The 22,292-nt window shown below is 37.1% G+C and carries 14 protein-coding genes; all 14 read left to right on the plus strand.

Annotated features, from left to right (window positions below; translation table 11 throughout):
- Window positions 1–31 precede the first annotated feature (31 nt).
- Window positions 32–523, plus strand: a complete 492-nt coding sequence (locus LB454_RS09845; RefSeq protein ID WP_322962866.1) for a c-type cytochrome — start codon at window positions 32–34, stop codon at window positions 521–523.
- A 30-nt stretch (window positions 524–553) separates the two neighbouring features.
- Window positions 554–1,861: a quinol:cytochrome C oxidoreductase gene (locus LB454_RS09850; RefSeq protein ID WP_224464501.1), complete on the plus strand. Its 1,308-nt coding sequence runs from the start codon at window positions 554–556 to the stop codon at window positions 1,859–1,861.
- Window positions 1,862–1,884: 23 nt separating this feature from the next.
- Window positions 1,885–2,931 carry a cytochrome c oxidase subunit II gene (locus tag LB454_RS09855; RefSeq protein WP_224464502.1) on the plus strand — a complete coding sequence of 349 codons (1,047 nt, stop codon included), beginning with the start codon at window positions 1,885–1,887 and terminating at the stop codon, window positions 2,929–2,931.
- 21 nt (window positions 2,932–2,952) lie between these two features.
- On the plus strand, window positions 2,953–4,773 hold the full coding sequence (locus LB454_RS09860) for a cytochrome c oxidase subunit I (protein WP_224464503.1): 1,821 nt from the start codon (window positions 2,953–2,955) through the stop codon (window positions 4,771–4,773).
- 69 nt (window positions 4,774–4,842) lie between these two features.
- Entirely contained in the window at window positions 4,843–5,865 is a 1,023-nt protein-coding gene (ruvB, locus tag LB454_RS09865; protein WP_224464504.1) for a Holliday junction branch migration DNA helicase RuvB, read from the plus strand.
- Window positions 5,866–5,874: 9 nt separating this feature from the next.
- Window positions 5,875–7,197 (plus strand): cytochrome P450, encoded by a 1,323-nt coding sequence (locus LB454_RS09870; RefSeq protein WP_224464505.1) that lies wholly within the window; start codon window positions 5,875–5,877, stop codon window positions 7,195–7,197.
- Window positions 7,198–7,200: 3 nt separating this feature from the next.
- Window positions 7,201–8,127: a tRNA epoxyqueuosine(34) reductase QueG gene (gene queG, locus LB454_RS09875; protein WP_224464720.1), complete on the plus strand. Its 927-nt coding sequence runs from the start codon at window positions 7,201–7,203 to the stop codon at window positions 8,125–8,127.
- A 218-nt stretch (window positions 8,128–8,345) separates the two neighbouring features.
- On the plus strand, window positions 8,346–10,628 hold the full coding sequence (locus LB454_RS09880) for an NADP-dependent malic enzyme (protein WP_224464506.1): 2,283 nt from the start codon (window positions 8,346–8,348) through the stop codon (window positions 10,626–10,628).
- Window positions 10,629–10,720: 92 nt separating this feature from the next.
- Complete coding sequence (gene ruvA / locus LB454_RS09885) at window positions 10,721–11,302, plus strand: Holliday junction branch migration protein RuvA (RefSeq protein WP_224464507.1); 582 nt, start codon at window positions 10,721–10,723, stop codon at window positions 11,300–11,302.
- An 80-nt stretch (window positions 11,303–11,382) separates the two neighbouring features.
- Window positions 11,383–18,543, plus strand: a complete 7,161-nt coding sequence (gene sov, locus LB454_RS09890; protein ID WP_224464508.1) for a T9SS outer membrane translocon Sov/SprA — start codon at window positions 11,383–11,385, stop codon at window positions 18,541–18,543.
- A gap of 13 nt (window positions 18,544–18,556) precedes the next feature.
- Window positions 18,557–18,934: a glycine cleavage system protein GcvH gene (gene gcvH, locus LB454_RS09895; RefSeq protein ID WP_224464509.1), complete on the plus strand. Its 378-nt coding sequence runs from the start codon at window positions 18,557–18,559 to the stop codon at window positions 18,932–18,934.
- The gene (locus LB454_RS09900) at window positions 18,903–19,310 is read left to right on the plus strand and encodes a VanZ family protein (protein WP_224464510.1); all 408 of its coding nucleotides are present in this window, start codon (window positions 18,903–18,905) and stop codon (window positions 19,308–19,310) included. Before gcvH ends, LB454_RS09900 begins: the two co-directional genes overlap by 32 nt.
- A 50-nt stretch (window positions 19,311–19,360) precedes the next feature.
- Window positions 19,361–20,077: an energy transducer TonB gene (locus LB454_RS09905; protein ID WP_224464511.1), complete on the plus strand. Its 717-nt coding sequence runs from the start codon at window positions 19,361–19,363 to the stop codon at window positions 20,075–20,077.
- 102 nt (window positions 20,078–20,179) lie between these two features.
- Entirely contained in the window at window positions 20,180–22,249 is a 2,070-nt protein-coding gene (locus tag LB454_RS09910) for an energy transducer TonB (protein WP_224464512.1), read from the plus strand.
- The last annotated feature ends 43 nt before the right edge of the window (window positions 22,250–22,292 follow it).

Here is a 22,292-nt window from a genome sequence, read left to right on the forward strand (position 1 = left end):
AAGTCAACCAAACTATCAGTATTTTCCAAATATGTACGAATCAATTCCTTATGATACGTATGGTGAATATCCAATATTTCCTCAGGAACAATCTGCTTTAACGGTTGACGAAGGCTCTATTTCCAGAGGATTTACTCCTTACGAATACGAAGATTCATCCGAGGGTTATGAGAAAGCTAAGGAGGAACTTAAAAATGAAGTCCCTTACACAGAAGAAAACCTTGCAGAGGGAAGACAGCTATATACCATCTATTGTGCAACTTGTCATGGAGATAAAGGGGATGGAAAAGGCTATCTAGTAGAGAGAGAGAAAATACTAGGTGTGCCAAGTTATGATGATCAAGGTCGAGCTATAACCGAAGGTAGTGTCTATCACGTGATGTGGCATGGTATTAACACAATGGGTTCTTATGCTTCTCAAATGGATAATAAAGAACTTTGGTTAGTAGATCATTATGTGATGCAATTAAAAGATGAGTTGGAAGGTAAAGAACCAAGAGAATTCGAATCAGAATCAGAGTAAAAAATAACTATAATACATAGCTGAGATATTATGTACACAATGTCAAGTAAAATAAAATTATTCTCTTTAATCCTTATAATTGTAGGGGCTATAGGTTTGATTTACGGTTTCATAGATGCGCCATCTTCTGTTGAGGATGTTAAAGAAATGCTTCATGCAGAACATGATTCACATGGGGGTGAAAGTGTTGCTATGGAAGGCGCTCACGCATCAGAAGAAGATGCTCATGCAGATGAACATGCAGAACATGTTTTTCATCAATTACAGAATAAACCATGGGCAGCCATCTACGTGCCTGCCATTTTTATATTTTTAATTGCTCTTGGTGTTTTTGTGTTCTATGCTTTGCAAAATGCTTCTCAATCAGGCTGGTCTCCAGTACTCTTTAGGGTGATGGAAGGTATATCTTCATATTTAGTGCCTGGAGGAATTATAGTGTATTTACTTTTGGTTCTATCAAGCCTGCATCTCAACCATTTATTTGTTTGGATGGATCCAGAAGTTGTTGCTCACGACGAGATTATTCAAAATAAAACAGCTTATTTAAACACTCCTTTCTTCTTAATAAGAGCCGCTATTTATATAGTAGGTTGGATATTATTTTCTAAGTTCATCATAAAGAATTCTAGAAAGATGGACGAAGGGTTTGATTTAAGATTACATAAGCGTAACTTCAAGTTATCTGCAATATTTTTAGTATTCTTTATTGTTACTGAATCTATGATGTCCTGGGATTGGATTATGAGTATTGATACTCACTGGTTCAGTACATTATTTGGATGGTTTGTATTGGCTAGTATCCTAGTCTCAGCTGTAACAACCATTGCCTTAGTTACAATTTACTTGAAAGGAAAAGGTTACTTAGAGCACGTTAACAACAGTCATATTCACGATTTGGCTAAATTCATGATGGGTTTCTCTATATTCTGGGCTTATTTATGGTTCTCACAATTCTTATTGATTTGGTATTCTAATATTCCTGAAGAAGTTACTTATTATGCATCAAGATTAGAAGATTACCCTGTTCTATTTTTCGGAACCGTCATATTGAATTGGGTCTTACCTATGTTGATATTAATCAATTCTGATTTCAAAAGAGTTAATTGGATTGTTGTCTTTGCTGGTGTTATCATATTACTTGGACACTACCTTAATTTCTTTGTGATGATTATGCCTGGTACCGTGGGAGAATCCTGGTTTATTGGTATTCCTGAAATCAGTTCAGTTTTACTTATATCTGGAGTTTTCATCTATTCAGTTTTTAATGCCTTAGCTAAAGCTCCATTAACCGTTAAACATAGTGCTTTCTTAGAAGAAAGTAAACATTTTCACTACTAAAATATTTAAAAGAAAGATAGAAGATGACCGCATTACTTATAATTATTGTCGCAGCCTTATTAGGAATTACAATCTGGCAGATTTCTAAAATCTTCAAATTATCTCAGCCTATTGAGAGCGACGATTCTCAAATAGCCAACAATGAAGACAATCAAAAGCAGGGAAAATTGTTTCTGGTCTTCACTGTATTTCTATATGGATTGATGATCTATTCATTCTGGAGTTTAAGCAGATTTTATGCTCCAGGTGCTTCTTCACATGCAGAAGATTACGATCAACTTTTCTTTATTTCTCTTGGTTTAATCATGTTTGTTCAAGTTATAATTCAGTTCTTGATTCACTGGTTTGCATACAAATACAGAGGCAAAAAGGGACAAAAAGCTTTATTTTATGCTGATAATGATAAACTTGAATTTATTTGGACGATTATTCCTGTAATTACCCTTGCTGCTCTAATTATTTATGGTTTGTTTAGCTGGTCTGAAATTATGAATGTTGAAGAAACTGATGATACTTTGGTAGTCGAAATTTATGCATATCAGTTTGACTGGAGAGCAAGATATTCTGGTGCAGATGGAACTCTAGGTGAAGCTAATGTAAGATTTATCGAAGGGGTTAATCAGTTAGGTTTGAATGAATCAGACCCTTATGCTCAAGATGACATTATCACATCTGAACTTCATCTTCCTGTGGATAGGCCTGTGTTGTTTAAATTTAGGTCTCAAGATGTTTTACACTCAGCATATTTTCCTTTTTTTAGATCCCAAATGAATGTTGTTCCTGGCATGACTACCCAATTTGGTTTCACACCTACAACAACTTCTAAAGAAATCCGAAATAGCGATTACATGGTTGAAAAAGTTCGAAATATCAACGAAATTCGCAAAAACAACGATAATTTGGATGAAGATGAGAAGTCATATGAATTTGAGTATTATTTGTTGTGTAATAAAATATGTGGATCAAACCATTATAACATGCAAATGAAGATTGTTGTTGAGACTGAAGAGGAATACCAAAAATGGATATCTGAACAACAAACATTTAAAGAATTAACAGCCCAAAATTAATTTCAAAATAAATAAGAATATATGTCAGTAGCTGCACAACCATTAGCGAACGATCATGCACACGAGGAAGGTCACCACGAGCCCACTTTCATAGAAAAGTACATTTTTAGTACAGATCACAAGATGATCGCTAAACAGTATTTAATTTCCGGACTTATCATGGGCTTTATTGGTATAGCTATGTCTATGCTCATGAGGCTTCAGTTGGCCTGGCCAAACGAATCTTTTTGGATTTATGAAGTTTTGCTGGGCAAATTTGGTAAAGATGGTGTAATGGACCCAAGTATATATTTAGCCCTTTCTACCATTCACGGTACCATAATGATTTTTTATGTACTTACTGCTGGTTTGAGTGGTACCTTTAGTAACTTACTTATCCCTCTTCAGATTGGAGCTAGAGATATGGCTTCAGGATTTATGAATATGCTTTCGTTTTGGTTGTTCTTTATTTCTTGTATAGTTATTGTTTCCTCATTTTTTGTTGAAGCTGGTCCCGCATCTTCAGGATGGACGGTTTATCCACCTTTAAGCGCCTTGCCTCAGGCCATTGGTGGTTCAGGTTTAGGTATGACCTTGTGGCTTGTAGCTATCACTATATTCGTTGCTTCTTCGCTTTTAGGTTCTCTTAATTATATTGTTACTGTTCTTAACTTAAGGACTCAAGGGATGACCATGACAAGGTTACCCCTTACTATCTGGGCCTTTTTTGTAACAGCCATCATAGGGGTTGTTTCATTCCCAGTATTACTGGCAGCAGGTTTATTGCTGTTAATGGATAGAAGCTTTGGGACATCTTTCTTTTTAAGTGACATTTACATCCAGGGTGAGGTGCTTTCTTACCAGGGAGGTTCACCAGTTTTGTATGAACACTTATTTTGGTTCTTAGGACACCCAGAAGTTTATATTGTATTGCTTCCAGCTCTTGGAATCACATCAGAAATTATCGCCACTAACTCTAGAAAACCAATATTTGGATATAGAGCGATGATTGCCTCCATTTTAGCAATTGCATTCTTATCTACAGTGGTATGGGGTCACCATATGTTTGTTTCTGGTATGAATCCATTCTTAGGTTCTGTATTTACATTTACAACATTACTTATTGCAATTCCTTCTGGTGTAAAAGCCTTTAATTATATCACTACCCTTTGGAAAGGTAACCTCCAGCTCAACCCTGGCATGTTATTTTCAATTGGCCTGGTTTCAACTTTTGTTACTGGTGGTTTAACGGGTATTATTTTGGGGGATAGTACATTGGATATTAATGTCCATGATACCTATTTTGTTATTGCTCACTTCCACTTGGTAATGGGTATCTCAGCTTTGTATGGCCTTTTTGCTGGTATTTATCACTGGTTTCCAAAAATGTTTGGTAGAATGATGAATAAGAATTTGGGTTATGTACACTTCTGGATCACCGCTATTGGTGCCTACGGAATCTTTTTCCCAATGCATTTTATCGGTATGGCTGGATTACCTAGACGTTATTATAAATTTACTGAATTTCCATACTTCGATGATTTAGCCGATACTAATATTTTGATTTCTGTATTTGCTTTCATCACCGCAGCAGCTCAACTGTTTTTTGTTTACAACTTCATTCACTCTATTTTTTATGGTAAGAAAGCTGAACAAAATCCATGGAAATCCAACACACTTGAGTGGACTACGCCTGTGAAACATATTCACGGTAACTGGCCAGGCGAAATTCCTAAAGTCTACAGATGGTCATACGATTACAGTAAAATGAATAAAGAAGATACAGACTACATAATCGCGGGTCAGGATTTCGTTCCTCAGAACGTTCCCATCCAAGACAATGAAGAAGAGATGAATGAATAATTTATCAATTTAAAGTTAGAAGCCTCCAAGTATTAATTCCTTGGGGGCTTTTTTATTTATCTTTGCTATATGAATGAAAATTTAGATGCTACTGGAAGTAATTTTTCCAACCAGGATCAGGAAGTCGAAAGAGCATTAAGACCTCTTTCATTTGATGATTTTGCGGGGCAATCTCATGTTTTAGAGAATTTGCAGGTCTTTGTAAAAGCTGCAAATCTTCGTGGCGAAGCCCTTGACCATACTTTGTTTCATGGACCTCCTGGACTTGGTAAGACTACCTTAGCACATATCCTAGCCAACGAACTACAAACAGGGATCAAGATCACCTCTGGCCCTGTTATCGACAAACCTGGCGATCTAGCTGGCTTATTAACCAATCTTGAACCCCGTGATGTTCTATTCATTGATGAAATTCATAGACTGAGTTCAGTAGTTGAAGAGTATTTATATTCAGCCATGGAAGATTTTAAGATTGATATCATGATTGAATCTGGGCCTAATGCCAGAAGTGTAGAGATCAATCTAAATCCTTTTACACTCGTTGGTGCTACAACCCGATCGGGTCTACTCACAGCACCTATGAGGGCTCGCTTCGGTATTTCCAGCCGACTTGAATATTATTCTACTGAATTACTAAGCGATATTATTTTGAGAAGTGCTTCCATTCTTGGAGTCTCTATTACAAACGAAGCCGCAATAGAAATTGCTGGAAGAAGTCGGGGTACACCAAGGATTGCCAATGCATTACTAAGGCGTGTGAGGGATTTTGCCCAAATAAAAGGCAATGGTAAAATAGATATGGAAATTTCAAGATATAGCCTAAAAGCTTTAAATGTGGATGCTTTTGGTCTGGATGATATGGACAACAAAATACTTTTAACTATCATTGACAAGTTTAAAGGCGGACCCGTGGGCTTGACTACCCTCGCAACAGCGGTGAGTGAAAACGCTGAAACTATTGAAGAGGTTTACGAGCCTTTTTTAATCCAGAAAGGCTTCATCAACAGAACTCCGCGAGGCAGAGAAGTCACGGACTCGGCCTACAAACACCTTGGAAAGCTTAGAGAAAGTAAGCAAGGAGGTTTATTTTAATCAAAACTTATGTCTACTTTGAAACAACTGCCTGAAGTTCCTTCTTTTGAATTCTTCAAACACGCAGGCGGAATTTTAAATAATCCGCTGCCTTTTCACCTTAAGAATTTTGAAGCCTTAGGCGATACCTTCCGATTGAATTTAGGGTTTGGAAATTCAGTAGTTTTTTCCAGAGATCCAGAATTTGCGATTTATGCCTTGAGGGATAACCAAAAAAACTTCAGAAAGACAGAGATTCAGACAAAAGACCTTGCCAAGTATGTTGGTCACGGATTATTAACTTCAGAAGGAGAGAATTGGAAATTTCAACGTAAATTGATTCAGCCTGCTTTTCACCGAAAGAATTTGTATACGCTTCTAGACTTTATGGTTGAAGCCATTGATAAAGAAATAGAAAGAATTGAAGTCGATAAAACCATTGATATTTTTCCGATTTTTAATGATCTGGCTTTTAAAGTAGTCGTCAAAAGTTTATTCAGTGACGCCATAAATTCAGAAGAAATTGCAAAACTCCAGTTCATTACAGAGGAAACTCAGAAAATGCTAGTGAGAGAGTTAAGGCAGCCCTACAAAAAGTGGTGGTTTTTGTTAAGTGGACAACTGAAAAGAAATTTAGGTTTAAGTCAGGAAGCCAGAGATTTGTTGTCTGGGATTATTAAACGCAGGCAAGACTCAGGTGAGCAAAGTAAAGATCTCCTAGACATGTTGATGGGTTTGACCTACGAAGACGGGTCAAAAATGAATGAAGAACAGCTAATAGACGAAATTCTCATTCTTTTTATCGCAGGTCATGAAACCACCTCCAACGCTTTATCCTTCACCATCCAGCTGATTGGTCAAAAGCAGGAAGTCCAGGATAAATTGGTTTCAGAAATAAAACATCTTGAGGGCTCATCACTTTTTGAGATTTTGAAAGCAAGTCAATACACTCAAAGTGTAATTGAAGAATCTATGCGACTTTTTCCTCCAGTTTACTTTATTGATCGACAAAACATCGAAGACGATGTTTTTAAGGGGTTTGAAATTCCTAAAAACACCACCTTATTATTTTCTGTACATCAAATCCACAGAAATGCTAAGAATTGGGAAAATCCATTGGAGTTTAATCCAGAACGATTCGAGGATTCCAGAAGCATAAGTGATTTTTATTTTCCATTTGGTGCAGGTCCGCGTAAGTGCATTGGTAATAATTTTGCGATGTATGAAATCACTTTGGCAATTCATCAGTTATTGAAAAAGTTCAAGATTGAAGAAGTTAAGGAAGACATAGAAATCCAGCCACTCATTAGCTTGAAGCCTAAAAACGCTTTAGTAAAATTTTCAAAACGATAACCTATTTCTACGAAAGCAACTTATAGCCAACTCATAAAAGCTGAAGCAGAGCGTTTAGGCTTTTTGTCTTGTGGAATTTCTAAAGCAGAATTTCTGGAAGAAGAAGCGCCACGCCTGGAAAATTGGTTAAAGCAAAATGCTCATGGCGAGATGCGTTATATGGAAAATCATTTTGACAAGCGCCTGGATCCAACCAAACTAGTAGAAGGCTCCAAAAATGTGATTTCGCTTTTGTACAATTACTTTCCAGAAGAGACTCAAAACGATGATACTTATAAAATAAGTAAATACGCTTATGGCAGAGATTATCATCACGTCATCAAGTCGAAATTGAAAGAAATGATGCACACACTTACTGAAAAAATCGGTGAGATAGGCGGAAGGGCTTTTGTGGATTCAGCTCCTGTATTGGAAAAAGCCTGGGCGGCCAAAAGCGGTCTTGGTTGGGTAGGCAAGCATTCCAATTTGTTGTCAAAACAAACTGGTTCTTTCTATTTTATTGCTGAATTAATTTTAGACATTGAACTGGAAGCGGATACACCAGTAACAGATCACTGCGGTTCTTGTACCAAATGTATCGATGCTTGTCCTACAGATGCCATTTATGAACCTTACAAAGTGGATGGCAGTAAGTGTATTTCCTATTTCACAATTGAGCTAAAGGATGAAATTCCAAGAGGCTATCAAGATAAATTTGAGGATTGGATGTTTGGCTGTGATATTTGCCAGGACGTCTGTCCCTGGAACCGTTTTAGTAAACCTCACAATGAACCCTTATTCAACCCACATCCAGACTTATTAAGCTACGATAAAAAAGATTGGGAAGAAATCACCAAGGATGTTTTCAATGAAATCTTCAAAAAATCTGCTGTTAAACGTACAAAATTTGAGGGTTTAAAGCGAAATTTCAATTATATCAAAAACAACTAGTTTCTCTGAAGAAGATTTAGAATTACAATATTTATTTACTGAATTTGTATCTAGAAGGATTTCAATAAAAATACAAACGAAAGTTTCATTTGATCTTCGCAGATTAGAATTTTCCATTCTAATATAACTCAGGATTTCTTTCAAAATAAGACATAAGGCTTACCTTTGTTTTTAATAAATGTTGAAGTAAACTTCACTTTAGCAATACGATAAAATTTATGAGTACATCAAGAAAACGCAGAGAAGCACTGGTATATCACGCCAAGCCAAGACCAGGAAAAATAGAAGTAGTGCCCACCAAAAAACATGCTTCACAAAGAGATTTAGGTCTTGCTTACTCTCCAGGTGTTGCAGAACCCTGCAAGGAAATTGAAAAAGACAATCAGAATGCTTATAAATACACCAACAAAGGAAATCTAGTTGCTGTCATTTCCAACGGAACTGCTGTGTTGGGACTTGGAGATATTGGCGCAGAGGCTTCTAAACCGGTGATGGAAGGTAAAGCTTTATTGTTCAAGATTTTTGCCGACATAGATGTGTTTGATATTGAAATCGATACCAAAGATGTTGATAAATTTATAGAAACCGTAAAAAATATTGCACCCACTTTTGGAGGAATTAATTTAGAAGATATCAAAGCGCCTGAAGCTTTTGAAATTGAAGAACGTCTTAAAGCTGAACTTCCTATTCCTGTGATGCATGATGATCAGCATGGAACTGCTATTATTTCTGCAGCGGCACTTTTGAATGCTTTAGAACTTGCCGATAAAAAAATCGAAGAAGTACAAATTGTTGTTTCGGGTGCTGGCTCAGCGGCGATAGCCTGCACAAAGCTTTATGCTCTGCTTGGGGCCAAAAAAGAAAATATCTTGATGTTTGATAGCCAAGGCATAGTGGACAAAACTAGAAATGATCTATCGACTAAACAGGTGGAATTTGCAACTTCAAGAACAGTGAAAAATCTCGATGAAGCTGTTGAAAATGCAGATGTGTTTTTAGGACTTTCGGTAGGAGGTGTTTTAAAACCTGAAATGTTGAAAAAAATGGCGCCAAATCCTATTGTGTTTGCGATGGCAAATCCAGATCCGGAGATTGATTATGACCTGGCATTAGAAACCAGAGAAGATATAATTATGGCAACAGGTAGAACGGATTTCCCAAATCAGGTGAATAACGTTCTGGGTTTTCCATACATTTTTAGAGGAGCTCTGGATGTTCGTGCTACTCAGATCAATGAGGAAATGAAAATGGCAGCTGTAAAAGCTTTGGCCAGGCTCGCAAAAGAACCTGTTCCTGAACAAGTAAATATTGCCTATGCAGAAACCCGACTCAATTTTGGAAGAGATTATATCATTCCAAAACCTTTTGACCCTAGACTAGTTGCGGAAATCCCGCCAGCAGTTGCCAAAGCCGCTATGGAATCTGGTGTTGCGCAAACCCCTATTACAGATTGGGACGCTTACAGAGAAGATTTGCTGGAGCGCATGGGAAGTGAAGATAAAATCACTCGCCTTCTCATGAATAGAGCAAAACAAAATCCTAAGCGCATTGTATACGCTGAAGCAGATCATCTGGATGTGTTAAAAGCTGCTCAAATTGTTTATGATGAAAAAATAGCAACACCAATTTTGCTTGGAAGAAGAGATGTTATTTTAGAATTGATGAGTGAGATTGAATTTGAAGGAGATGATATCGTCATTATCGATCCCAAATCTGATGAAGAAAAAGAGCAGAGACATAGGTATGCAGACGCGTTATGGAAGAAAAGAAGTAGAAAGGGAGTTACCTTTTATGATGCAAAAAAACTGATACGAGAGCGAAATTATTTTGCAGCAATGATGGTAGAAAATGGAGATGCAGACGCGATGTTATCTGGATATTCAAGGGCCTACCCATCGGTTTTGAAGCCAATTTTGGAGTTGATAGGTAAGGAAGCTGGAGTGACGAATGTTGCGGCTACCAACCTGATGAATTCTAAACGAGGTCCTATTTTTATCAGTGACACCTCTATCAACATAAATCCAGACGCCTCAGTTTTGGCTAAAATCGCTCAAATGACGGCTAAAACAGTAAAAATGTTTGGTATAGATCCTGTTATAGCAATGGCATCTTATTCCAATTTTGGTTCTTCCAAAAATCCAAACGCTTCAAAAGTAAAAGAAGCTGTAGATTATTTGCATCATAATTTCCCTGAAATTGCCGTTGATGGTGAGTTGCAAATTGATTTTGCTCTCAACAAGGCGATGCGAATGGATAAATTTCCATTTTCAAAATTAAACGGTAAGAAAGTAAATACACTTATTTATCCCAACCTAGACTCTGCTAATAGTACTTATAAATTAATGAAGGAACTCAATAGTGCAGGATCTATTGGGCCAATTTTGATGGGCCTTAATAAACCCGCACATGTTTTTCAGCTAGGAGCGAGTGTAGATGAGATGGTGAATATGTCTGCCGTCGCTGTAGTGGATGCTCAACAAAAAAATAAACGGAAAGTATAGAATTGTCTGTTTTTCAAAAGATTACAAAGAGTGAATAACTCTAAAGTTCTTAACTTAATTTTATTACATTTGGTTCCTAAATTTAAGTTAAGATGATTACTCAGCTTCGGGGAAGACTGTTGGAAAAGAATCCAACACATATAGTAATAGATTGTAATGGGATTGGGTATGAGGTGAACATTTCACTTCATACCTTTTCTCGTTTAAAGGATGATGAATCGATAACAGTTTACACTCACCTTCAAGTCAAAGAAGATTCTCATACACTTTATGGGTTCATGGATAAAGCAGAACGACTTGTGTTTAGACAACTGCTTTCAGTTTCTGGCATTGGAGCAAGTACGGCTCGAGTCATGTTGTCTTCACTTACACCAGAACAAGTGGTGGAGGCAATTTCTATGGAAGATACAGACACTATTCAAAGTGTAAAAGGGATTGGGAAAAAGACTGCACAGCGCCTTATTCTGGATCTTAAAGACAAGGTGCAAACTACAGAATCACTTACTGAAATCGTACAGTCTCCAAGTCATGCTAATAAGGAAGAAGCTTTGTCTGCTTTGGAAACTTTAGGATACACCAGGAAACAATCTGGGAAAATTATTTCAAGAATTTGTAATAATAATCCAAATGCAAACGTTGAAGAGATAATCAAATTAGCCTTAAAAAATCTATAAAACTTTTGAAGCTTACCTTTAAAGTCCTTAACATAAACTTTAGTCCTCTCGTTTTCCTAGTTGTTTTTTCTTTTTTCACTATGAAAACTTTTGCTCAAAATGAGCAGGACTCCATTCCTGAAGGTCCCTCTTTCGGAAATATTTCAATGCCCAACCCCACAAGTATAGTCTCCAAATATGAGTACGATCCTGTTCTTGATAGATACATTTATACAGAAAAGATTGGTTCTGTAAATACAAAATATCCACTTGTACTCACACCAGAAGAGTTTGAAGCCCTTGTACTTGAAGAACAGATGAAGGCTTATTTCAAAGATAAGTCTGATGCTGCTCTTGGTAAAGGTGATGAAGAAAATCAAAAGAATCTGATTCCTATTTTCTATGTCAATAACTCTTTTTTTCAATCTATTTTTGGGGGCAACGAAATAGAAGTTAATCCAAGAGGATCTGTGGCTGTAGATATGGGAATATTATACAGCAAACAGGATAACCCTTCCTTGTCTCCAAGAAACCAAAGCAATCTTACGTTCGATTTTGACCAGCGTATTAGTATGAGTCTGCAAGCTTCTGTTGGAACAAGGCTTCAGGTTAATGCTGAATACGATACAGAATCAACTTTTGATTTTCAGAATCAAATTAAATTGGAATATACACCCGATGAAGACGACATTATCCAAAAAATTGAAGTCGGTAATGTACAGATGCCAACCAATAGTTCCCTTATACAGGGTTCTCAGAGTTTATTCGGTGTAAAAACTCAACTTCAGTTTGGTAAGACTACTATAACCGGTGTCTTTTCTGAACTGAATTCTGAACGACAAAGCGTAAATATAGAAGGTGGTGGAACTGTAAGAGAATTTGACAGATTTGCGCTAGATTACGATGAAAACAGACACTTCTTCCTTTCTCACTTTTTTAGAGATCAATATGATGAGGCTTTAGAAAACTATCCATTCATCAACAGCAGAATTCAGATCACACGGGTTCAAGTTTGGGTGACCAACAGAACAAATAATTCTGAAACCACCTCCAATGCAAGAAATATAGTTGCCTTACAGGATCTTGGTGAAAGCGAACCAGAAAATCTTGGTTTTTTACTAAACGATGCAGGAAACCCAATAGCTTCGCCAATTCCCAATTTTCTTTTGAATCCCAACGGTAGGCCGAATGATGCAAATAACTTATTCAATCCAAACGCCTTAGGCAATTCAGGGCAGTCGGTACTGACCAATCAAATTAGAGACCTTGCCACTGTACAGCAAGGATTTGGTGCAGCTCAGCCTTTTGTTTCAGAAGGTCGAGATTATGCTTTACTAGAAAATGCCAGAGAGCTTCAGCCAAATGAATTCTATCTCGATACACAATTGGGTTACATATCCTTAAATCAAAGGCTAAACAATGACGAAGTTCTGGGTGTTGCTTTTGAATATACTACCACAGATGGAAGAGTTTTTCGTGTGGGTGAATTTGGAAACGGAGGTCCTCCCGGAACTGAAACCCAGGAAAATCCAGATCAGGAAGGAGAGCAAATAGCACAGAATCAAAACCTTATCGTAAAACTTTTAAAAAGCCCTGTAACGCTTGTTCAAGAGCCAATTTGGGATTTGATGATGAAGAATTTCTACAGCCTTGGCGCTTCAGGTCTGGAACAAGATGGCTTTAGATTCAATATTTTATATTCAGATCCGCAACCTGTCAATTTCATCACTGAAGCTTCGGGTAGTACACCACTTCCTGAGGATGTTAGTGAAACCAACCTCTTACAAGTTTTCGACCTGGATAGGTTGAACCTCAATAATGATCCTGTGAATGGTGGGGATGGATTTTTCGATTTTGTTCCAGGCATCACTATAGACCCTGAAAATGGTATTTTAAAGTTTACCAAAGTAGAACCTTTTGGAGAACATTTATTTGACAAGCTGGATTTGACTCCAAATTCCGGACCAGAAAGTTATGATAACCCTGAAACTTATAACGAAAATCAGGAAAAGTATGTTTTCAGAAGTCTCTACGCGACAACCAAGATTCAGGCTCAACAGGAAGGTGCTCAACAAAACAAATTTCAGCTATCTGGTCGCTACAAAGCTACAAATACTGGAGGTATTCCAATCGGTGCTTTTAACGTACCTAGAGGCTCTGTGACAGTCACAGCAGGGGGGAGAACCTTGCAGGAAGGGATAGATTATACTGTAGATTATGAACTTGGTAGAGTGAATATTCTCGACGATGCTTTACTAGCCTCGGATACTCCTATTCAGGTTTCAACAGAAAACAATGCTTTGTTTGGAAGACAAACCAAGCGATTTACAGGAATTGACGTTCAACATAGATTTAGCGAGGAATTACTGATAGGAGGAACTTTTCTGAATCTTAATGAGAGGCCTGTCACCCAAAAAGCAGATTATGGAACTGATCCTGTAAATAATAGTATTTATGGAGTCAATTTCAATTATAACACAACGGTTCCTTTCTTTACCAGAATGGTGAATAAACTCCCTAATATCGATACAGATGTAGAATCTAATTTTTCTCTTAGAGGTGAATTTGCTTATTTAATGCCAGGCACTCCAAAAGCAAGTGATTTTGGAGGTGAAGCCACCAGTTATGTGGACGATTTTGAAGGTTCACAAACCACTATTTCTGTGATTGATCCTTTAGCATGGAAGCTAGCAAGCACACCTGTAGGTTATCGAGGACCAAACGATGCTAACGGAACTTTCGATTCGAATAATGACCTGAGTACAAATGATTTTAGAGCAAAACTGAACTGGTATACGATAGACCCTATTTTTTACAGTTCACAAAGACCAGCAGATGTGACCGATGACGACCTTTCTCAATATTATTCCAGGAGAGTCCTCATCAATGAAATATTTCCAAATATTGATATTGTCCCTGGACAAATTCAAACTTTATTTCCTTTAGATCTGGTTTACAGACCCAACGAAAGAGGGATGTATAATTATAACCCCTCGGGGGCAAACGATAATACACTCACCAATCCAGAACAAAATTTTGGAGGTATTATGCGAGGTTTGCAAACCACAGATTTTGAGCAATCCAATGTAGAGTATGTTGAATTTTGGGTTATGGATCCATTTATATATCCTGAAAATGCTGGAAATACTGGAGGTAAAGTGGTTTTGAATTTTGGGAGTATAACCGAGGATATTCTTAAAGACGGGAGAAAGCAATTTGAAAATGGATTGCCTGAAGATGGAGGAAATTCAAATACAGTTTCTACCAATTTTGCAAAAGTACCAAGCAATCAATCCCTGGTTTATGCTTTTGATACGGATGGTCAGGAGCGAGTCAATCAGGATGTTGGGCTTGATGGTTTAAACAATCAGGATGAAGCCGTAAAATTTCCAGCTTTTGCCAATTTTGAAGACCCTTCCAATGATGACTATCAATACTATTTGGATAGAGATGGTGACATTTTAAACCGGTATAGAAACTTCAACGGAACTGAGGGAAACAACCCTGTAGAGGTGACAGAAAACAATCGAGGAAATTCTGCATTTCCTGATGTGGAAGACGTCAACCTGGATAATACAATGAATACTATCGACAGCTACTTCGAGTATGAAGTACCTGTTTATCCAAACATGAGTGTTGAGAATAATACAAGTTCAAGGCCTGGGATCAACTCAGACTATATTACAGATGTTCAAGAAGTAGTCACGACACTTCAGAATGGGCAAGAAATCGAAGCAAGATGGGTACAGTTTAGAGTTCCACTTAGGACAAGTGAAGAATTTGCAATAGGGGGTATTAGCGATCTAAGATCCATAAGATTCATGAGAATGTTTATGACGGATTTTAGCCAGGAAACCATCTTAAGGTTTGGGACTTTAGAACTCGTAAGAGGAGATTATTTTACCTATGATCAGCCAATTCTGCCTGATGGGTTGAATCCTAATACAGGAAACACACAATTCAACGCTGAGGCGGTAAGTCAAGAAATCACTTCCAATTATGTGACTCCACCAGGTGTTTTGAGAGAAGAATTGGTCAATAACAACGTTGCGATAAGAGAAGACGAAAAGTCATTAGCACTAAGAGTAAGTAATCTTCAATCTGAAGATTCCAGGGCTGTTTTTAAAAATTATCAAATAGACATGCGTCAATATGAACGTTTGGAAATGTACCTTCATGCGGAATCTTTGGCGCCACCAAACGCTCAGCTTCAGGATGAACAGTTGACAGCATTTATAAGAATGGGGATTGATTTTACAAATAACTACTATCAAATTGAAATTCCTCTTAAAGTTTCAGATCCTCAAGACTTTTCTCCAAGAGGTGTGTGGCCTCTGGAAAATGATCTGGATTTACCTTTAGATTTGCTACAACAAATTAAATCTCTAGTTATTGGTGATGATAACTTGAGTAACTTACAGTTGAATTACTTTGATGAGTCACTAAATCCTGTTGATGGATCTTTTAATGAAGGTTTAAAAGTTGGGATTATAGGAAACCCGAGTTTTGGTAATGTGAGGGTCATGATGCTTGGTCTTAAAAACTCCAGCAATCAAAATGTTTCTGGTGAAGTATGGTTTAATGAGCTGAGGCTTACAGGCCTCAAAAATCAGGGCGGCTGGGCTGCAGTTTTAAATATGGATACCAATTTCGCAGACTTTGCCAACATCTCCGCAAGTGGACAAAGATCCACAATAGGATTCGGAGCTATAGAGCAAGGGCCCAATCAAAGAAGCAGAGAGGATGTTCAACAATATGATGTTGTGACAGGTCTTAATCTAGGTCAGGTTTTACCTCAAAAATGGGGTGTTAAGATTCCATTGAACTATAGTAGAGGTGAAGAGCTGGTCACCCCACAATTTGACCCCGTTTTTGGAGATCTTGAGCTAGAAACACTTTTAGACAATACAGTGGATGAAAATGACAGAGCGCAATTTGAAGAACAGGCTGAAACCTATACAAGGCGACAAGGTATAAGCGTTATCGGATTAAGAAAGGACAGGACCAATGATGAAAAAACACCGATGCCTTACGACATTGAGAATTTTACGCTATCTGCCAACTATAACCAAACAGATTACAGAGATTTTGAGATAAGGGAATCTTTGGATCAAAATGTAGATGCAGCGCTTACCTATGGTTTTAACTTCAAGCCTTTTGAGGTAAAACCTTTAGAAAAGGTTGGCCTTTTTGAAAGTCCTTATTTTGCCATCTTCAAGGATTTCAATGTAAATTTACTTCCTAACAGCATTACAGCCGGAGCAAATGTGAACAGACAGTACAATGAGTTAAGGTTTAGAGAATTTAACCTTCCTCCTGGAAGCCTTGGAACTCCAAAACTCTTTCAAAGAAATTATTTTTTCGACTGGCAATATGCTATCGATTATAGTCTGACCAAATCTTTGAACTTCAACTTCAATGCTTCCACCAATAGAATTGTAAGAAACTATATAGACGAAAATAATGTTCAGGATAACAGCATCGGTATTTTTGATGATTTCTTTGATATAGGTATACCAAACAGGCATTATCAACAACTTCAGCTGAATTATACATTACCCTTTAATAAAATCCCATTCTTGAAATTTGTTCAAACTCAGTATTCTTACACAGGCGATTTCTTATGGACAAAAGGTTCTGAGATTCTGAGAGGCCTTGACAATATTCCAGATTTGGGGAATTCTGTACAGAACTCGGCAAGACATCAAATTAATGGGAATTTGAATATGTCTAATTTTTACTCCTATTTGGGACTTACCAAAAAAAGAGCCCAGAATCCTGCTGAAATTAAAAGAAATACTAGCAGAAGGAGAGTCGGGCAAGGTCAGCAAGGTCAAGATGATGACCAGAATAAATCTCAACAAAATGAAGATTCTGAACTAAGCGGGGGAGACAAAGCGCTAAATACACTTATTGGGCTAGCGACAGTCTTGGATCGAGTGCAAATCAATTACTCAGATACCAAAGGTATTTTTATACCTGGGTACACCAATGATGTGGGGTTTGGGGGAACCTTAAAACCTACAGCTGGTTTTACGTTTGGAAGTCAAAACGATGTGAGGCGTGAAGCGGCTAGAAGAGGATGGCTTACTATGTATCAAGACTTCAATGAGCAGTATACAAGAACAGATAACCAGCAACTTGACATCCAGGCTGGCTTAAAATTATTACCAGGGCTTACCGTAGACTTGATTGCGAACAGAATGTACTCTGAAACTTATACAGAAAACTTTAGAGTGGATCCTGAAACGATGGAGTATAATTCTATCATTCCAAATACATTTGGAAACTTCAGTATCTCTACTAATATGATTAGAACGTCTTTTAGTACGAGTACCAGAGATATTTCAGAAAACTTTGAGCAGTTTAGAGAAAACAGGTTTATAGTTGCCAACAGGCTGGCAGAACGGGCAGGAATCAATCTTAATGATCCAAACAATATCGATGAAAATGGATTTCCAGTAGGTTTTGGAAGGACAAGCCAGGCAGTGCTGTTACCCTCATTCATATCTGCCTATACAGGCAACGATGCTGGGAGTGAAGACCTAGGAATTCTTAGAAATATTCCCATTCCAGGTTGGAATTTAAAATACACTGGATTGATGAGACTGTCGTGGTTTAGAGAAAACTTTAACCGATTTTCTTTACAACATGGTTATACATCCATGTATACAATCAATCAATTTCAGTCCAATTTAGAATACAATAGAAGGGATCCTTTTGGAGATTTTAATACGGATCAAAATGGAAACTTTAGATCAGAACTCTTTATTTCAAGTGTGAATTTAATAGAACAATTTAGTCCTTTGGTGAAAGTAGATCTTGAAATGAAAAATTCTGTAAGTATTGTTGCAGAAGTAAGGAAAGATAGGGCTTTATCGCTGAGCTTCAATAATAATCTTTTGACGGAAATGCTTGGAGATGAGTATATTGTTGGTCTGGGATACAGGGTTAAGGATCTTACTGTGGTAACTCAATTTGAAGGAAATAGAAGAGTTTTGAGCAGTGACTTAAACCTGAGAGCAGACCTTTCCCTAAGAAGAAACGAAACAATTATAAGAAATCTTGATGTGCTGAGTAACCGTGTTACCTCGGGTCAGGACATCTGGTCAATAAATTTTGTAGCAGATTATGCATTTACTAAAAATTTAACCGCATTATTTTTCTACGATCATGTATTTTCGCAAAACGCAATTTCAACGATATTTCCCCAGACCACAATTAGAACGGGTGTAACGTTGACGTACAATTTTGGAAATTAAAAACAACTTATAAATGAACACACCAGATAATCTAAAGTACACCAAAGATCACGAGTGGATCAAAATTGATGGAGATACAGCAACCATTGGCATTACAGATTTTGCCCAAAGTGAGCTTGGAGACATTGTTTATGTAGAAGTAGAAACCGTTGGAGAAACACTAGATAAAGATGAGGTTTTTGGAACGGTAGAAGCTGTAAAAACAGTATCTGATCTTTACTTGCCTTTGACTGGTGAGATCCTTGAGTTTAACGAAGAACTTGAAGATGAACCAGAGATGGTCAATGAAGAACCTTATGAAAAAGGCTGGATGATCAAGATGAAAATTGCAAATCAAGATGAGGTAAAAGAGCTGATGGATGCAGAAACTTATAAGTCTCATATTGAATAGCAAACTGCTCTTGCCTTTTGCTATTTTTTGTACTGCATGTATAGTCTATTTATCACTTTCTGATATAAGTGGACTACCAAAACTTGAAGTAGAATTTGAAGACAAACTCTACCATCTTGTAGCTTACTTTGCGCTCACTTCAGTTTGGCTTTTGGCATTAACTCCATACTCATCGGAATCATTGAGAGTAAATATTTTGATTTCTTTAGGAATTATTGGCTTTGGCATCGTTATTGAAATATTCCAAGAAGTTATAACTGACTATAGGGTCTTTGATGTTTACGACATTTTAGCAAATAGTATTGGAGTGATAGTAAGTTTTTTATGTTTTGAATTATTTAAAAAAAGAATTTTTGAAAATATAAATACAAATTGAAAGTAAATTTCATTTTTTTTATAATTTAGTAATCTATTTAAAATAAGAATATGGAACCAAAAAAGAATCCGAAGAAAGATCTTTCCAGAAGAAGTCTCCTCTTCTTTCAAATTGGTCTTGTAGTAGTACTCGCTATTACTTTAACAATGATTGAATGGAAGACCTATGACAGGGATGATATTGACACTGGAGTAGTAGATCTTGATATGTTAGATGATGAAGATGTACCTATTACCGAAATACAAAAGACTCCACCCCCTCCACCGCCTCCACCACCAGCACCTGAAGTAATTGAGGTTGTTGATGATGATGAAGATGTGGAAGAGGTTGAAATCGAATCTTCTGAAACTGATCAAAGTGAAGTTGTTGAGGTGGAAGAAGTAGAAGAAGTAGAAGAAGAAATAGGTGATGTTCCCTTTTCTGTTATTGAAAGTGTTCCCATATTTCCAGGTTGTGAAGGTTTGGATACTAATGACGAGCGTAAGCAATGCATGAGTAAAAAGATAAGTCAATTTGTAAATAAAAACTTTGATACTGGTCTCGCAGCCGATCTTGGCTTAAGTGGTGTCAATAGAGTTTATGTTCAATTCAAAATTGATAAAAACGGGAATATCACTAATGTTGCTGCTAGAGCTCCTCACCCAAGACTACAGGGCGAAGGTGAGCGTGTAATCAAAAAATTACCTAAAATGAAACCTGGTCAGCAAAGGGGCCAAAATGTGGGGGTGCTTTATTCACTTCCTATTACATTCCAGGTACAGGACTAAGTTTACGAACATAGAATATATCAAAATCCCGAATATTGTATTCGGGATTTTTTTTATTGCTATTTTTAAATCACATTTGTAGAGTTTTCCAATTAACTAATTATGAAATGTCTTCCTATTGTTCTGCTTTGTATTGGTTTTACAGCATTTGGCCAGAATTTTATTTCCAAAACTAATAGTTACCCCACCTTTCAGGAATGTGAAACTATTTCTAAAGCAGATCAAGAGTCTTGTTTCAAAGCGCAATTGAAATCATTGATTCTTTCAGCTTACCGGGAGCCCTCAATTATAGGAGCGGAAAATTACGAAGGTGTTGCCACAGTTATTTTTGAAGTAGATAGAGAGGGTGTCTTTCAAGTATTGTATGTAAACTCAGATTACAAAGCACTCAATGAAGAAATTGAAAGAGTTTTTAAGTCTTTGCCAGAAATTTCTCCAGCGACCTACAATGGTGCACCCGATTATGTTCAGTTTAGAATGCCTCTTCAGATTCCACTCTCAAAATCTTCAATGCAAGCAGAGGTTATTAAGAAAGAAAAGTCTCTAGAATCTTACAAGAGTGAACTGGATGATATAAAAACTAAAGCGTTTAATTATCCTCAATATCAAAGTGGTCTTAATATTCCGCTTTCTCACGAATTCTATAACCGGTTCACAACTAAAATGGATAAAATTGGGACCAATGCACATACGGCCTCAAAACCTTACAGATATACAGATGTAGAGCCTTATTATAATATTCAGGAAGAAAACGAAGCCTTGTTTTACAATAAAGAATCCTGGTTTGGCCGAAAGTTTTTTAATGAAAATACCTTTCAAATACAGGGAGAAGACTACTGGTTCACGGTAGATATTGCTGCAGATCTTCAGGTAGGTAGAGATTTTGAAGAGTCTTTTACAACCTATAATAATACTCGAGCCGGAATTTTTCAGGGTGGCCTCGGAAAACGTCTCAATTTTTTCACTGTTATTTATGAAAGTCAGGGAAAGTTTGCTGGTTATTTCAATGATTTAGCAGAAGGTTTGGGTAGAAGAAATTCAAGTCAAGTCAGTATACCCGGCCGTGGTATTGGTGAGCCATACCGAGATGGATACGACTATCCCGTGGTGGAGGGCTATTTATCTTATGAAGCTACAGATTTCATGGACATACAGTTTGGTAGAGGTAATAATTTTATCGGAGATGGCTACCGCTCTCTTTTTATGAGTGATAACGCCAGCCCCAATGCTTTTGTAAAATTGAATACCAGTTTTTGGAAATTTAAATATACCAACACCTGGTCATCTCTAAGAAACCCAAACACTTTAACGGATGGGGGTGCATTTCTCACTAAGTACATGGCAACGCATTATTTGAGCTATAATGTCAATAAGCGATTAAATATTGGGCTTTTTGAGTCAGTTTTATTTGAAAGTGAACCCAATCGCGGATTCGACTGGAATTTTATAAATCCCATTTTGTTTTACAATATGGTTGAGTATTCAACCGGATCCCGTTCGGGAAAATCTTTGATTGGATTGAGTTACAAATATAAATGGACAGACCAAATTAACACCTACGGGCAGCTACTCATCGATGAATTTTCTGTAGATGATGTCACCGCTGGAAACAAAAGCTGGAAGAATAAGTTTGGCTTTCAGATGGGGGTCAAATATGCAGATGCCTTCAAAGTGGATAATCTCTTTTTTCAGTTAGAATACAACCAGGTCAGACCATATACTTACTCTCACAACACCTTGAACCTTCATTACACAAACGATAATCAATCTATGGCCCACTTATGGGGAGCCAACTTTAGGGAGCTTTTATTTATCACGCGCTACAGAAAAGACAGGCTTTATGGCCATGCTAAATTTATTTTTGGAGAGCGCGGATTTGAAACCAATGCTTCTGGAGATCCTTATTTTGGCTCTGATTTGCTTGGAGATGAACGATTAAGAATCGCAGATGAAGGCATAACTATTGGACAAGGTAACAGGGGTAATTCTTATTATGGTGAACTGGAAGCTGGATTTATAGTAAATCCTACTACAAACCTTAAGGTATACCTTAATTTGATTCATAGAAAATTTGATGTTTCTCAGAATACAGCCCAAAATTTTGATAGAAATACTACCTGGCTAAATCTTGGATTCAGAACCGATATTTTCAATTGGTATTATGATTATTAAGGCAATACTTAGTAAATATTAACGAACGTCTGCTTCTTTAAAA

It is taken from the genome of Psychroflexus montanilacus (genome assembly GCF_020164535.1).
GTDB lineage: Bacteria > Bacteroidota > Bacteroidia > Flavobacteriales > Flavobacteriaceae > Psychroflexus > Psychroflexus montanilacus.

What these genes read in the sequence shown, in the direction of transcription:
- LB454_RS09845 (WP_322962866.1), top strand. Translation starts at nt 32, where the DNA reads ATGTACGAATCAATTCCTTATGATACGTATGGTGAATATCCAATATTT.
- LB454_RS09850 (WP_224464501.1), top strand. Translation starts at nt 554, where the DNA reads ATGTACACAATGTCAAGTAAAATAAAATTATTCTCTTTAATCCTTATA.
- LB454_RS09855 (WP_224464502.1), top strand. Translation starts at nt 1,885, where the DNA reads ATGACCGCATTACTTATAATTATTGTCGCAGCCTTATTAGGAATTACA.
- LB454_RS09860 (WP_224464503.1), top strand. Translation starts at nt 2,953, where the DNA reads ATGTCAGTAGCTGCACAACCATTAGCGAACGATCATGCACACGAGGAA.
- ruvB (WP_224464504.1), top strand. Translation starts at nt 4,843, where the DNA reads ATGAATGAAAATTTAGATGCTACTGGAAGTAATTTTTCCAACCAGGAT.
- LB454_RS09870 (WP_224464505.1), top strand. Translation starts at nt 5,875, where the DNA reads ATGTCTACTTTGAAACAACTGCCTGAAGTTCCTTCTTTTGAATTCTTC.
- LB454_RS09880 (WP_224464506.1), top strand. Translation starts at nt 8,346, where the DNA reads ATGAGTACATCAAGAAAACGCAGAGAAGCACTGGTATATCACGCCAAG.
- ruvA (WP_224464507.1), top strand. Translation starts at nt 10,721, where the DNA reads ATGATTACTCAGCTTCGGGGAAGACTGTTGGAAAAGAATCCAACACAT.
- sov (WP_224464508.1), top strand. Translation starts at nt 11,383, where the DNA reads ATGAAAACTTTTGCTCAAAATGAGCAGGACTCCATTCCTGAAGGTCCC.
- gcvH (WP_224464509.1), top strand. Translation starts at nt 18,557, where the DNA reads ATGAACACACCAGATAATCTAAAGTACACCAAAGATCACGAGTGGATC.
- LB454_RS09900 (WP_224464510.1), top strand. Translation starts at nt 18,903, where the DNA reads ATGCAGAAACTTATAAGTCTCATATTGAATAGCAAACTGCTCTTGCCT.
- LB454_RS09905 (WP_224464511.1), top strand. Translation starts at nt 19,361, where the DNA reads ATGGAACCAAAAAAGAATCCGAAGAAAGATCTTTCCAGAAGAAGTCTC.
- LB454_RS09910 (WP_224464512.1), top strand. Translation starts at nt 20,180, where the DNA reads ATGAAATGTCTTCCTATTGTTCTGCTTTGTATTGGTTTTACAGCATTT.